This is a genomic window from Roseibium sp. TrichSKD4, from assembly GCF_000148725.1.
In the GTDB taxonomy this organism is placed as follows: Bacteria; Pseudomonadota; Alphaproteobacteria; order Rhizobiales; family Stappiaceae; genus Roseibium.
Genome location: NZ_GL476320.1, coordinates 196,430 through 208,907, shown reverse-complemented (window position 1 = coordinate 208,907; position 12,478 = coordinate 196,430). Strand labels below are relative to the sequence as shown.

The following is a 12,478-nucleotide window of genomic DNA, read 5'->3' as shown; positions in this document are numbered from 1 at the left end:
TCTGAACTCCCGACAGCGGGTTGCTCACTGAAGGTGATCAGGCTCTGACGTCCAGACCGAAATGTGACCACCTGCCCGTTTTGACTGGATGATCATGCCGTAACTCAAAGCGAGTGAGTTCAGCGCGATCTGCAATACGATCTTGGCAGAGCGCGCAGGCCAGCCCTGTTCTGCCTCAACAGTCTCCAGCCCTTTTAGATAACAGCACACATCCACCAGAACCCGCGCGCATTTCGGCTCAAGACTGTCGAGTGTCCGCTGAACCCGGTCCTTTGCGGCGATAACGTCGTCATTCAAGTCACCGGACGACTTCCCACCCCCGCGTGGCAAGCCTGACTGCTCCACTTTCCAGCCACCCGCCATGTCAGGCATGAGGCAGGCAAAGGAAAAGTCTTGCCGCAGCCGTTCTCCCGCCAGTATCTGGGTCTTGGATAGAAGAGGTTTCCCCGACTTGTCCTTGCGTTTGGCCAGCCACGCCAACGGGCTCTCCGAGAGGTTCACGGTTAGCGGCGCATCCATGCCGTCATAATGCTCGCGACTCATTTCGCGGTGCTGGCTTAAAAATGCGCCTTCGCTCGCTAGATACCGCCTGAGCGCCTTCTTGCCTGTGTCACTCAAGGCAAATGTATTGCCTTCGCCCCCTTTCAGATAATCTGACCTTCGGCCATCGTCCAGCACGGTCTGACCTCACACACCGTCAGAGGATTGAACCCACCAACCTTCCGGTGCGCTCGGGTCTGGCACGACCCGCTTTCCACTTGCCGACAGGGCTTTCAGGAGGCGAAACAACAATTGATAGTCTTTGGGCAAACGTTTTTTCATCGAGAACCTCTCAAACAGCAATAAACAACGGGTCGTTGCGAAGGGAAATAATGGCCTCCAATTGGCAAACCATATCATCGAATTCGGGATCTTCTCTGCGGTTTTAGGTGACGCGGCACGCATAGGCCGCGGTGCTTCGGTGGCGGTGGTAACGATGTCCGATATCCTTGAGGGGATAGCCGAGTTCCACATGGGCCAGATACATCACCAAGTGGCGCGCCTCGACAACCTGACGACGCCCGCGCGTCTCGCGGTAAAACTCGTTTGGCTCAATGCAAAACACCCGTGAGACTTACCCTTCGGCAATATGCAAATGTGCCGCCATGCGATTGGCAAACAACTGCGCAAAAGCGGAATAACAACTGGAGCAGTTACCTGCTTTTTGTTTCCCCTTCCGGTGCGGTGCCATTTTGAAACTCCACCCTATCCATCAAAACGACTAGGTAATTTTTCCTATTATACTAACATAAAATTTTAGGTTGAGCATAAGTTTCCTTATATTCTTAAGGGTGCACAGCGCGACTTCACACAGCCGCACGCGCGACCGTGCTCGCCCAAACCACCTTTGGGCACGATCGTTTTTGAATGTTTTTCAGATAGTTATTCAGCAACAAGGTAGACAAGCAGCTCTCTTAATAGAGCTGCTACAGCACCTTTATGGGCGCAAATCTCTCGCCCCGGCCAGAAGCAGGCTCGCCCCCATCGCACCGAAGACGCCCCCGAACACAAGCTCTACCCCTCGCCAAAACCTTTGGTAGGTGCGAACTGCCCTGCCGGTTGAAAACAAAAGCGCATATCCGCCGTAGACCATGATTGCGCTTAATGCGGCAAGGGGTGCAAAGGCTGCGACCTGAAGCGCAGTCAGCCCCGCCCCGAACATGAAAGAGGCAATAGCGGCCCAACCCAATGCGGCCTTGGGGTTAGACATGACAACAAACAGCCCTCTGCGCCAAGAAACCCAATCCGAACACGCCCCTTCTGTCTGCGCTATGCGCGTATTTTGGCCCTTGAGTGCGGATAAAAATGCTCTTGCTCCGATCCACATCAAATACCCGCCGCCCGCAAACTTGAGCACAGTGAGGAGTTCCGGATGGTTTTTGACTGCAACGCCAATTCCCATGGCAACCAGGAACACCCAAATTGCTGCGCCACTTGCGACCCCAAGCGCGATCAGGAGCGCGGATCGACGTTCCTGCCCCATTCCTGCAGAAGCAACCGCCAAAAGGTTTGGGCCTGGCGCAACCTGCATGGCAATCAACCCAACAAGAGTTGCGAGATAGGCTTGAAGCATTTTGATCTCCTCAAGGGGCGGACTTTTTCCTCACGCGATTTTCCAATCTACACTAACCAACAAAAAACCGCCCGGAAAATCCGGGCGGTTGAAAGAACGCAGCATGTAACGGCTTATTTAGCGCGTTTGCGCTGCTGGCCGAGGCCCATTTTCTTTGCAAGCTCGGAACGAGCAGCTGCGTAGTTAGGAGCAACCATCGGATAATCCGGGCCAAGCTCCCACTTCTCGCGGTATTCGTCCGGGGTCATGTCGTAATGGGTGCGCAGGTGACGCTTCAGCGACTTGAACTTCTTGCCGTCTTCCAGGCAGATGATGTAGTCCGGCATGACCGACTTCTTGATCGGCACGGCTGGCTTCAGCGGCTCCGGCTCCGGCTCTTGGGAAGCGGTCGCGGTGCGCTGCAGAGCGCCGTAAACTTCGTTGATCAGGTTCGGCAGGTCTGTTGAAGCCACAGTGTTGTTGCTGACATAAGCAGACACGATATCGGAGGTAAGTTCAATCAGAGCGCCGTCTACCGGATTTTCCGTCATTTCAGGTCCATTCTTCTTTAAATCGAGAATTCTGTCTCTCTAACCCTAAAAAGCTTCTTGACGCAGCAGGTACCGTAAATAATCGATACTTGACCACACCACATACAAAAAATGTTCTACTTTCGAGGTATCGGATAAGCTTCTTATAAGATGGGTTACCGTCGTAGACAACCCCTGAAAGCAGTAAATTACTATCGTTTTTCAATTAAAGGCTGCAGTTTTGTAATATTACTGGTCGTATTTCCGCGTTTTTTCACATTTTAGGAAAAGTATATGTAACGCAAGAGAAAGCTGTCTTTTAACAACCATCTCACAACTCATCTTGCGGATAAAACTCGACGGCCGGGAGACGATTCGACACCCTTCGCCGTTCAGCCAGAAGTCAATCTCTGGCTGCACAATGAGGCGGAAAAACGTCAGTCCTTGTCCTGCGGACGAGCTTCGGCTTTGAAAGCATCTTTTTTCGTCAACGCACATGGCCGGTACCCCACTCGATAGGCGGCGGTTGCCAGAAGATGGGCGGAGACAGGCGCAGTCAGCAGAAAGAAGATAACACCGGCAATGGCGCGGGTCACGACACCGCCGTCAGATGCGTGCACGGCAAGTGCCAGCAACATTACGCCAGATCCAAGTGTTCCTGCTTTTGATCCGGCATGCATGCGCATGTAGACGTCTTGCAGTCTCAAGATCCCAATTGACGCGACCAAGGCAAAACCGGCTCCTACCACCAGCATGATGCCGACAATGATATCCATCCAGGCTCCGATCATTGTCCTGCCTTTCTGCGTTCGATGGACTCGTCCACTTCGTTCATGATCGCCGTGTCTCCGGCTGTGCCGCGGTTCAGGATGAAGCGCGCAAAAGCAACCGTTGCGAGGAAGCCGACGAGACCAAGTGTGATGGCCACATCAATATAAAGGTAATATGAGGTCAGAACCCCGAAGGTTGCCAGAAAGCCGATCCCGACTGCGACAAGCATATCGAGCGCCACCACCCTGTCCGGCAAGGTCGGTCCCTTTACTGTCCGGATCGCAATCAAAATGAAGCTGACGGTCAAGACAGCCAGCGCGATATGCACACAGGCATCAAGGAAGTCGGCTGAGAAGGTTTCAAGAGGTGTCACCGGAAGGCCTCCAGGATCTTGCGTTCAAACCCGTTTTTGATCTCGTCGATAGTGGCCTGGGGATCAGGAACATCAATGCAGTGAACAAAAAGGGTTTTTCTGTCGTCAGACACGTCCACGGACAGGGTTCCGGGGGTCAAGGTGATGAGATTGGCGAGCATGGTGATTTCAAAATCACGATCCACGGTCAGCGGATAGGCGATGATCCCCGGCTCCAGCTCGATTTTCGGCTGCAACACAATCTTGGCAACCCGCCAGGACGACAGGATCAACTCGTAGATAAACAGCGCTCCGAGGCTTAGCGTTTTACCTGCCCGCGAAAAGTACCCGGATGTGCCAACCTGTTCGCGGATGAGATAAAGAGCGCCCGTCCCCAAAACGAAGCCGAAGACCAGGTTTACGGCGGAAAAACTACCGGTAACCGCCCCCCAGGCCAGCGACAGGAGGACATTGATCAGGAACAATCCGGTCATTGTGCACCTCCGAAGACTGAGTTCACATATCCCTGCGGATCAATGAGACCGATTGAACCATAGGCTGACAGATGCATGATGCCCTCCGGCTGCAGGCCGAAATAAATGACCAGCGCTGTCAGCATGCAGACCGGCACCCATGATGCAGCAGGGATTGGCAAGGTCTTCGGCGACAGGGCGACAGACTTGCCGTCTTCCGTGCCTTCCGGACCGCCCCGCCAAAATGCGTAGATCCACGTTCGCCCCATGGCGATGGTTGTCAGGAAACCGCTGAGCAGGATTGCAACGGCCAACCAGACGCGGCTGTCATTGATTGCAGCTTCAACCAGCATGACCTTTGGCCAGAAACCGGAGAACGGCGGCAGGCCGGACACGGCGAAGGCGAGGATGAGGAAGATCGCTGCAAATGCCGGGCTGGCTCCATAAAGGCCACCCAGTTTTCGAAGGTCATAGGACCCCGCCATCTGATAGATAACGCCAGCGGCCATATAGAGCGCAGTCATGACAATGATCGAATGCACGGCATAAAAAATCGCGCCGGAGATCGCCACCGTGCTGCCAATTGCAAGACCGGCCAGCATGGAGCCGATGCCGCAAATCACCAGATATCCCAGAAGCCTGCGGACTTCACTTTGCGCCAACGCGCCAAGTGCGCCGACGATCATGGTGCCGATGGCAACGACCGAGATCAGGTCTGCCATATATTCGCGAGAAGCTGGCATGATCAGGACGAAGATGCGCAGGAGTGCGTAGACACCCACCTTCGTCAAAAGGCCTGCGAAGACAGCGGAAATCACAATATTCGGCGTGTGATAGGAGGCTGGAAGCCAGAAATTGACCGGAAACGCAGCTGCCTTCATGGCAAAGGCCAGCAAATAAAGCGCGGCAATGGTTGCCAGCGTTCCGCTGGCGGGCGCATCCATCTCGGAGATTTTGATCGCAATGTCGGCCATGTTTAGCGTGCCGAACACGCCGTAAATCAAACCCGTTCCGATCAGGAAGAGGTTGGTGCCGATCAGGTTCAAAATGCCGTATTTGACAGCACCATCTAGCTGCGGACGCTCGTTGCCAAGAACCAGCAAGCCATAGGACGAGATGAGCAGCACTTCAAACCAGACATAGAGGTTGAAGATGTCGCCGGTCAAAAACGCCCCACAAACACCGGTCATCAATAACAAAAGGAACGGGTAGAACCCGTAGCGACGCCCCGTATTGTCAACCGTGGCTGCGCCATGGATCCCGGCGCACAGGGCAACCACAGAGGCGATCAAGCACAAGGTTGCGCCAAGTGCATCAACGGTGAACGCAATCCCGAAGGGCGGCAACCAAGAACCCATCACCATGGTGATGACGCCCTTGTCCAGAACCCTCAGCAGCAAACCGCCGCTGGCAAGTACGAGAAGAACGAGGAAGATCAGACCCAGTTTTGGCTGGGCATCTGTGTTTTTGCGCGCCATGAGGCACACCGCGCCGCCGATCATGGAAATGACAACCGGGGCCACGATCAGCCAGTCGGCTGCGGAAACGGGCGTCAAGTTCCACGCTTGGGAAAAATCGACGTCTACGGAAGGATAGGAACCGGCCATATCAGATCAATATCCTTGCGGAGGAAGAGGGTCGTTTGAAGGTTCGGCAACGCGCATCTCGTTGACGTCGTCTGTGCCAAGCTCCTGATAGGCGCGGAAGGCCAGCACCAACAGGAAGGCAAAGAACGAGAACGAAATCACAATCGCGGTCAGAACCAACGCTTGCGGCAACGGGTTCGCGGTGACTTCTGCCGGAACGTAGAGGTCTGCCGGGATCACCGGTGGAACTTCCCGGGTCAGCCGTCCGTTGGTGAAGATCAGCATGTTTACCGCGTTGCCGAGGATCGCAACACCGATCAGCATCCGCACAAGCTGCTTTGAGAGCAGGAGATAGACTGAAACGGCAAAGAATATGCCGATCACAATCGCAAGACCGGTTTCCATCAGTCGCTCTCCCTTTCTTCCAAGGCCAGCGCAATCGAGCTGATTGCTCCGACAACCACTAGATAAACGCCGATATCGAAAAACAGCGGTGTCGACAGCGCGACATTCACGTCAAAGAACTTGAACTCAAGCCACTGGCTGGTCATGAACGGCTGCTTTTTGAACAGTGACGGCAGGGCCGATACCGCCCCCAGCAAAAGGCCGAACCCGGCAATGCTCATCGGGTGGAACACGATGGCTCGGCGCACGGATGCAACGCCGCAAGCAATCCCGAAGATCGCAAGTGCAGAGGCTGCGATCAGGCCGCCGATAAAGCCCCCACCCGGCTCATTGTGTCCGCGCAACAGCACGAAGATGGAAAACAGGACCATGAGCGCTGTGAGGTAAGGCGCAACAGTGCGGAAGATAACCGTACGCATCAGGCAGCCTCCTCATTTTTCAGTGGAGCTGGATCAGCATCCTTTGGGCGCGGCGTTCTCACGCGGATCAGCGCAAGGACACAGAGCCCGGCCAAGGTGACCACCGCGATTTCACCCAAGGTATCAATGCCGCGGAAGTCGACGAGGATCACGTTCACAATATTGCGGCCATGGGCGATGGAGCGGCTATATTCGGTGAAGAAGTCGGACAGCGTGCGGTCAAATGGCTGCTGCGTGATCGCAATGATTGTCAGCGCAAGGCCAAGCCCAACAGCCACCGCAATGACGCCGGTAACAAGCGCCGCCGCACCCGAGCGATGGTCGCGCGGTGTCAGCTTCAACCGAGTCATGACCAGAGCCAGAATTACAACCGAGAGGGTTTCGACCATCAACTGCGTGAAGGCCAGATCGGGCGCACCAAACAGCATGAAGATGATGGCAACCGCGAAGCCCTGAATGCCGAGCGAGACAATCGCCGTCAGACGGGTCTTGGCGATCAGCACTGCACCGAGCCCCATGATGGCAATCAGGAAAATGCCCCACTCATAGAAGTGATAGTGCGGCATTTTCGGCACTGCGGGCCATCCGTTCGACAGATAACCCGGCAGCAGAACCGCGATGGCTGTCACAACAAAGGTCAACGCCATGTAGGTCTGCATCTTGCCGTTTTGCAGGAACCGGGTTGCAGCTGCGGCGAAAGACACAATGGCAGCAATGACCTGATCGAAACCCTTGTCCGGACCCCAATTCATCAAAGGGCCCACCAGTATACCGGCAATCAAAGCCCGCAAGCGATCCAATTGCCAGAACAAGACAACACCGAGTGCAACTGTTGCAATTGAGAGCATCAGGGCCACGTTGCCGATGAAGTAAGGCGGCACCAGATGCAGCTCAACTTCGGTTGGCGTACCGGTCAGCGACGACAACATCGGACCAATCAGCTGAGCTCCGGTCCAATGGGTTGTGAAAGCCAGTACAAGGCCCGTGATCGACAGGAACGCTGCTCCCGCCCAAAGCATAACCGGGCCTTCGTGTGCTGCTTTTGGTGTTTCAACCTTTGGGCCGAGGAATGGCTTCAAGGCAACGGCAGCTGCAATCACAAGCATCAACGCATTGCCGACAACGGCTGTCACAGTCAGGAGAGCCGCTGCGCTCGGTGCGCCGGACGTTCCGTAATACAGCACTTCCTTGGCGATGAAGCCGATGAACGGCGGCAGGCCGGACATGGAGAGCGCAGCAAGGCAAGCAAACAGGAAGGTCAACGGCATTGCACCGCGCAGACCACCCAATTTGGTAACGTCCCGCGTTCCGGCTTCATGGTCGATGGTACCAGCCACCATGAAGAGCGCGCCTTTAAACAGTGAGTGCGCGATCAGATAAAGCACAGCACCTTCAAGCGCACGCTCATAGCTAGTGCCGATCAGCATCACCAACAGGCCCAGCGATGCCACGGTCGTGTAGGCCAACATGAGCTTCAAGTCGGTTTGGCGAACTGCGAGGATCGTGCCGACGAGAAGAGTTGCGCCACCAAAGACCGGCAGCACGGTCATCCAGAGATCTGTTCCACCCAGCATCGGATGCATGCGCATCAGGAGATAAACACCCGCTTTGACCATGGTGGCCGAGTGCAGGAACGCTGACACCGGAGTGGGGGCTTCCATTGCGTTGGGCAACCAGAAGTGAAACGGGAACTGAGCCGATTTGGTGAACGCACCACCAAGGATCAGGAAGAAAATCGGGACAAAGTATCCGCTGTTGCGGATGACATCCGGCGATTTCAAAAGCTCCGACATGGAGACTTCGCCCGTGACGGAAATGATCATCACGAACCCGGCCAGCAGGATAAGACCGCCGCCACCGGTGACAACCAGCGCCTGAATGGCCGCACGGCGCGATTTCGCCTTGAGATGATTGAACCCGATCAAAAGGAAGGACGTGATGGACGTCAACTCCCAGAAAATGAACAGCGTGAAGAGGTTATTGCCGAGAACCAGCCCCAGCATCGCGCCCATGAACAGGAACAAAAACGAGAAGAACCGCCCCTGCTGCGCGTGGCCCTTCATGTATCCGCCGGCATAGAGGATAATGAAAGTTCCAATGCCGGAGATCAGCAGCGCGAAGACCGTCGCCAAACCATCAATGTAGAATGAGAAGTCTACCCGATAGATCGGCGCCCAGGATCTGGCTGCGATGAAGGACTGCCCTTCAGACACCGGCGCGATGAAGCCGGTAAAATGCCAGAATATCCATGCTGGAACCAAAGCAAGCAGCCAGGCCGCATTGTGCTTTAGATAACGGGTGAGGATGGGAGCGATGGCAGCGGCCAGAAACGGGGCCAGTATCGCGAGGAGTGTTGTATCAATCGCCACTTGCGTCATGCTGATCCGATTTCAAGTTCGGTGAGGATGGCGATGGGCGAATACTGAGGAAGTTCTACGCCCGGCACCCAGACTGGAAGGCACAAGAGTTATGGTATTTACTTAACGGCTGAGAGATTAGATGCGCAACCGTTAGAAAAACGTTTCCATCAAAACCAGATGAATTGCTGTGGGTTTTTTAATTTGATGGGAAAATAGACTAGTGAACATTGCCAAGCCCTCAGATTTTTATCATTGCCGAGCCATATAGGTTTCAACCATTGCTTGTTCAATTGCAACTGAGTCGACTTTTCTCTTCTTTTGCGATTGAGCCCCACACCAGCTGCACCCCCGTCTGCAAAGACGGAATATCCAGCGTTCCAAACAGCCCGAAACACCACTGATCATCTCTGCATTGCCATAACGCTAACACACGATTCACACGGCCTCAAACCACCTGTGCTGTTTCGAAAAAGCGGCAGAATTTCCAAATGTCAGGCAACCACCTTCTGCCTGAAATAGAGATAGAGCGGCAAGGCACACGAAAGGCCCACAAAGCAGCCAGCTGGCAACACGAGCCACCACTGCGAAATGCCCAATTGCCGAGCATCGACAAAAGACCAGATCCAAAACACCAATATCGAAATCAACACATCTGCGGAGAACCCGCCCGAGGCCGCATTTCCAAAGAGTGACAAGATGAACAGCGGGATATCCAGACCTTTGCTTGCAAAAAACGAAGCAAAAAACACCCAAGGAACAACTGTTCCAACCACGGCCATGCATAAATAAAATGTGCTCAACCGCATTGCCTTAAATGCTCTCCCAAAGCGCAAGTACCATCAAAATATTGCCGCAGAGTGCCACAGCGTAGGCAACAGAGCGCAGCCAAGGCACACCAGCTATGTAAAGAATCAGAAATGCCGACCGACCAAAGAAGAATAGCTGTGCGCCCAGTATCGCCAGCTGGAAGTCTGCTCCTTCCACATACAGACTTAGAAGAGCCGGGACGAAGAAAAACGGCAGATTTTCCTTCATGTTCAACAGGGCACGCTCCGCACGCGCGCCGATAACACCGCGCTCGGGCATAATATCACGCGGGCCAAAATGACGGAGTAGACCCTCCTTGAGCGTGATGAAGGTAGCTGACACATATATTTGAACAAAATAAAGTCCGAGAACGAGGAAAACCCATATAAGCATCTGTTTCACCAATTGAACTTGAGATCAGTGTTCTTGTGAGGCCTACAGTCTCTGCCGAGGATCAAAGTTTCAATTCCCTTGGAGGGAATGAGGAGTTTCTTTTCCGTTGTCTCTAACAACCGTCAGTTCCACCAGCTTTGGGCAGGCTTTAAGGGCTCTGCGTAGAGAGCTGAACATCAGCCAATCAGCTCTCGCGGATCGTTTGTCTTCAACTCAGCGCCACCTTTCTTTTCTTGAAACAGGCCGTGCACAACCGAGCACTCAGATGGTCGACCGGATTTCCCGGGTTCTGGGCCTACCGATTTCAAAACGGCTTTCGCTTTATGAAGCAGCAGGTCTTACAAGCCCCTACAAACGGCGTGACTTTGGGTCTGAGGAAGTATTGGAGGCGCTTAATATTGTTGAGAAGCGTGTTCTCGCTCACTGGCCCTTCCCGGCCTATGTCCTAAACAAGCGCTGGGACATTTTGCGCATGAACGACCAAGGGAACGCCTTTCTTGGTCAAGCTGCTTCTCCCGGTTCAAACGAAGCCCCTAACCTGTTTGAACTCCTTATGGAGAATGCTTTCCGAGATCGTGTCTTGAACTGGACTGAGGTCGCCCCAATTCTGGCGACCCGTCTCATCCGGGAAGCGCGAGAGGACGCGGGCTTGGCAGCACTGCTTCAGCGGGCTTCAGAACAGGGCCTTTTCATAGAGACTGAAGCCGAACCAACCGAAACGGTCCCAATTTTCGTTCCTGTTCTTTTTCGAAGGCCCAGGCGGCATACCTGTTCGGATGACTTCCTTGCTTGGTCAGTTGGTGTCTGTTCAAGACGCCATCATCGAAGGACTGACCATCGAATTATTGGTTCCCATCGATCAGGAAAGCGAAGATCTGATTAGATAACGAGCACTTCCATCAAGAAGACGAATGGATGGAACGAAAAGTTTTATTGGAGCTGATGCGATTTGCCTGATAGCGCTTGATTTAAATAATGACCTGAACAGCGACTTTTCTCGATCTCCTGAATGACAACCGCCGACACTGATCCATACGCCCCTGATGGCAGCTATGCCTGGTTTCGCCTTGCGGTGTGCATCATCTTGTCCACCGTGGGTGGTGCAGGCATGTGGGCTGTGGTGATTGTTCTGCCCGCCGTTCAGGCGGAATTTGGTGTTGATCGGGGCGATGCCTCCCTGCCCTACACGATGACAATGTTGGGCTTTGCAGCCGGAAACTATCTCATTGGCCGCTGGGTGGACCGGTTCGGGATTGTCCTGCCTGTGCTGGTTTCTGCCCTTGCGCTGTCAGCCGGGTTCGCGCTTGCTGGTCTAGCGCCGAACCTTCTGCTCTTTTCACTGGCTCAAGGTGTATTGATCGGCCTTGGCACGGCAGCCACTTTTGGTCCGCTGATCGCCGATTTGTCTCATTGGTTCAACAAAAGACGCGGAATTGCAGTCGCCTCGGCTGCTTGCGGCAATTACCTCGCTGGTGTTTTGTGGCCCTCCTTCATTCAGTGGGGCCTCACCTTTACCGACTGGCGTACGACTTATCTGATGATCGCCATTCTCTGTTTGGTCATTATGGTGCCGCTGACCTTCGCGCTGCGCCGCAGGCCGGACTACGATGTTTATGGAAGCACGGGCAGCGTTTTGGGCCACTTTGGCCAACTCTCCGTTGCTGTGACGCCGGGACGGCTTCAACTGTTATTGGTCCTTGCAGGGCTTGGTTGCTGCGTCGCCATGTCCATGCCGCAGGTTCATATCGTCGCTTATTGCGTGGATCTTGGATATGGCGTTGCGCCGGGGGCGGACATGATCTCCCTGATGACCGGATTTGGGATCATCAGCCGGATTGCGTCCGGGTTTCTGGCCGACAAGATCGGCGGCGTACGCACCCTCTTGCTTGGCTCCGTGCTGCAATGCGCAGCGTTGTTTCTCTATATCCCGTTTGATGGGCTGACGCCGCTTTATCTCGTGTCCCTGATCTTTGGACTGTCACAGGGTGGCATTGTGCCGAGCTACGCCGTCATCGTGCGTGAGTATCTGCCAGCACGTGAGGCCGGACAGCGGATCGGTCTTGTCATCATGGCGACGATTTTGGGCATGGCCCTTGGTGGCTGGATGTCCGGCTGGATTTATGACCTCACCGGCTCTTATCAGGCCGCGTTCCTCAATGGCATCGCCTGGAACTTTTTGAACATGGGCATCATGATCTTCATCCTGATGAACACGCGCAAGAAGCACGGCGGGTCGCCGATCGCTGCTTGATTGTTTTTCCAGTCGCAAATCCCGAACTGATAGCTCACA

The 12,478-nt window shown here is 54.4% G+C and carries 16 protein-coding genes; 2 read left to right on the top strand and 14 right to left on the bottom strand.

The annotated features are described in order from the left end of the window. Positions 1 to 24: 24 nt before the first annotated feature. The 14 genes from TRICHSKD4_RS21570 to TRICHSKD4_RS21510 form a co-directional block, all read right to left on the bottom strand. Complete coding sequence (locus TRICHSKD4_RS21570) at positions 25 to 678, bottom strand: DUF6456 domain-containing protein (protein ID WP_009469094.1); 654 nt, start codon at positions 676 to 678, stop codon at positions 25 to 27. A 9-nt stretch (positions 679 to 687) separates the two neighbouring features. Next, positions 688 to 822 carry a hypothetical protein gene (locus TRICHSKD4_RS32050; protein ID WP_009469093.1) on the bottom strand — a complete coding sequence of 45 codons (135 nt, stop codon included), beginning with the start codon at positions 820 to 822 and terminating at the stop codon, positions 688 to 690. A gap of 103 nt (positions 823 to 925) precedes the next feature. Next, positions 926 to 1,105: a helix-turn-helix domain-containing protein gene (locus TRICHSKD4_RS32435; RefSeq protein WP_009469092.1), complete on the bottom strand. Its 180-nt coding sequence runs from the start codon at positions 1,103 to 1,105 to the stop codon at positions 926 to 928. Positions 1,106 to 1,477: 372 nt separating this feature from the next. Then, a complete protein-coding gene (locus tag TRICHSKD4_RS21560; RefSeq protein ID WP_009469090.1) occupies positions 1,478 to 2,113 on the bottom strand; it encodes a LysE family translocator in 636 nt (211 codons plus the stop codon). Positions 2,114 to 2,226: 113 nt separating this feature from the next. Continuing rightward, positions 2,227 to 2,643, bottom strand: a complete 417-nt coding sequence (locus TRICHSKD4_RS21555; RefSeq protein ID WP_009469089.1) for a MucR family transcriptional regulator — start codon at positions 2,641 to 2,643, stop codon at positions 2,227 to 2,229. Positions 2,644 to 3,059: 416 nt separating this feature from the next. Then, complete coding sequence (mnhG, locus tag TRICHSKD4_RS21550) at positions 3,060 to 3,413, bottom strand: monovalent cation/H(+) antiporter subunit G (protein ID WP_009469088.1); 354 nt, start codon at positions 3,411 to 3,413, stop codon at positions 3,060 to 3,062. Continuing rightward, entirely contained in the window at positions 3,410 to 3,766 is a 357-nt protein-coding gene (locus tag TRICHSKD4_RS21545; RefSeq protein WP_009469087.1) for a cation:proton antiporter, read from the bottom strand. The genes mnhG and TRICHSKD4_RS21545 overlap by 4 nt, the downstream gene beginning before the upstream one ends. After that, complete coding sequence (locus tag TRICHSKD4_RS21540; protein WP_009469086.1) at positions 3,763 to 4,239, bottom strand: Na+/H+ antiporter subunit E; 477 nt, start codon at positions 4,237 to 4,239, stop codon at positions 3,763 to 3,765. The genes TRICHSKD4_RS21545 and TRICHSKD4_RS21540 overlap by 4 nt, the downstream gene beginning before the upstream one ends. Then, on the bottom strand, positions 4,236 to 5,825 hold the full coding sequence (locus TRICHSKD4_RS21535) for a Na+/H+ antiporter subunit D (protein WP_009469085.1): 1,590 nt from the start codon (positions 5,823 to 5,825) through the stop codon (positions 4,236 to 4,238). The genes TRICHSKD4_RS21540 and TRICHSKD4_RS21535 overlap by 4 nt, the downstream gene beginning before the upstream one ends. Before the next feature lie 6 nt (positions 5,826 to 5,831). Then, positions 5,832 to 6,209 carry a Na+/H+ antiporter subunit C gene (locus tag TRICHSKD4_RS21530; RefSeq protein WP_009469084.1) on the bottom strand — a complete coding sequence of 126 codons (378 nt, stop codon included), beginning with the start codon at positions 6,207 to 6,209 and terminating at the stop codon, positions 5,832 to 5,834. Beyond that, positions 6,209 to 6,628, bottom strand: a complete 420-nt coding sequence (locus TRICHSKD4_RS21525) for a Na+/H+ antiporter subunit B (RefSeq protein ID WP_009469083.1) — start codon at positions 6,626 to 6,628, stop codon at positions 6,209 to 6,211. Before TRICHSKD4_RS21525 ends, TRICHSKD4_RS21530 begins: the two co-directional genes overlap by 1 nt. After that, positions 6,628 to 9,006 carry a putative monovalent cation/H+ antiporter subunit A gene (locus tag TRICHSKD4_RS21520; RefSeq protein WP_009469082.1) on the bottom strand — a complete coding sequence of 793 codons (2,379 nt, stop codon included), beginning with the start codon at positions 9,004 to 9,006 and terminating at the stop codon, positions 6,628 to 6,630. Before TRICHSKD4_RS21520 ends, TRICHSKD4_RS21525 begins: the two co-directional genes overlap by 1 nt. A gap of 473 nt (positions 9,007 to 9,479) precedes the next feature. Further along, positions 9,480 to 9,794 carry a DUF2834 domain-containing protein gene (locus tag TRICHSKD4_RS21515; RefSeq protein WP_009469080.1) on the bottom strand — a complete coding sequence of 105 codons (315 nt, stop codon included), beginning with the start codon at positions 9,792 to 9,794 and terminating at the stop codon, positions 9,480 to 9,482. Positions 9,795 to 9,798: 4 nt separating this feature from the next. Continuing rightward, complete coding sequence (locus TRICHSKD4_RS21510) at positions 9,799 to 10,188, bottom strand: MAPEG family protein (RefSeq protein WP_040617322.1); 390 nt, start codon at positions 10,186 to 10,188, stop codon at positions 9,799 to 9,801. Positions 10,189 to 10,294: 106 nt separating this feature from the next. On the opposite strand from TRICHSKD4_RS21510, the gene TRICHSKD4_RS21505 reads away from it, so the two are divergent. Continuing rightward, the gene (locus TRICHSKD4_RS21505) at positions 10,295 to 11,071 is read left to right on the top strand and encodes a helix-turn-helix domain-containing protein (protein ID WP_009469078.1); all 777 of its coding nucleotides are present in this window, start codon (positions 10,295 to 10,297) and stop codon (positions 11,069 to 11,071) included. Positions 11,072 to 11,197: 126 nt separating this feature from the next. Further along, the gene (locus tag TRICHSKD4_RS21500; protein WP_009469077.1) at positions 11,198 to 12,439 is read left to right on the top strand and encodes an MFS transporter; all 1,242 of its coding nucleotides are present in this window, start codon (positions 11,198 to 11,200) and stop codon (positions 12,437 to 12,439) included. Positions 12,440 to 12,478: the final 39 nt, after the last annotated feature.

Excerpts from the sequence above, each read along its gene's own strand:
- TRICHSKD4_RS21530 (WP_009469084.1), bottom strand. The coding sequence starts at position 6,209 with ATGGAAACCGGTCTTGCGATTGTGATCGGCATATTCTTTGCCGTTTCA.
- TRICHSKD4_RS21560 (WP_009469090.1), bottom strand. The coding sequence starts at position 2,113 with ATGCTTCAAGCCTATCTCGCAACTCTTGTTGGGTTGATTGCCATGCAG.
- TRICHSKD4_RS21540 (WP_009469086.1), bottom strand. The coding sequence starts at position 4,239 with ATGACCGGATTGTTCCTGATCAATGTCCTCCTGTCGCTGGCCTGGGGG.
- TRICHSKD4_RS32050 (WP_009469093.1), bottom strand. The coding sequence starts at position 822 with ATGAAAAAACGTTTGCCCAAAGACTATCAATTGTTGTTTCGCCTCCTG.
- TRICHSKD4_RS21555 (WP_009469089.1), bottom strand. The coding sequence starts at position 2,643 with ATGACGGAAAATCCGGTAGACGGCGCTCTGATTGAACTTACCTCCGAT.
- TRICHSKD4_RS21500 (WP_009469077.1), top strand. The coding sequence starts at position 11,198 with ATGACAACCGCCGACACTGATCCATACGCCCCTGATGGCAGCTATGCC.
- TRICHSKD4_RS21520 (WP_009469082.1), bottom strand. The coding sequence starts at position 9,006 with ATGACGCAAGTGGCGATTGATACAACACTCCTCGCGATACTGGCCCCG.
- TRICHSKD4_RS21510 (WP_040617322.1), bottom strand. The coding sequence starts at position 10,188 with ATGCTTATATGGGTTTTCCTCGTTCTCGGACTTTATTTTGTTCAAATA.
- TRICHSKD4_RS21515 (WP_009469080.1), bottom strand. The coding sequence starts at position 9,794 with ATGCGGTTGAGCACATTTTATTTATGCATGGCCGTGGTTGGAACAGTT.
- TRICHSKD4_RS21535 (WP_009469085.1), bottom strand. The coding sequence starts at position 5,825 with ATGGCCGGTTCCTATCCTTCCGTAGACGTCGATTTTTCCCAAGCGTGG.
- TRICHSKD4_RS21525 (WP_009469083.1), bottom strand. The coding sequence starts at position 6,628 with ATGCGTACGGTTATCTTCCGCACTGTTGCGCCTTACCTCACAGCGCTC.
- mnhG (WP_009469088.1), bottom strand. The coding sequence starts at position 3,413 with ATGATCGGAGCCTGGATGGATATCATTGTCGGCATCATGCTGGTGGTA.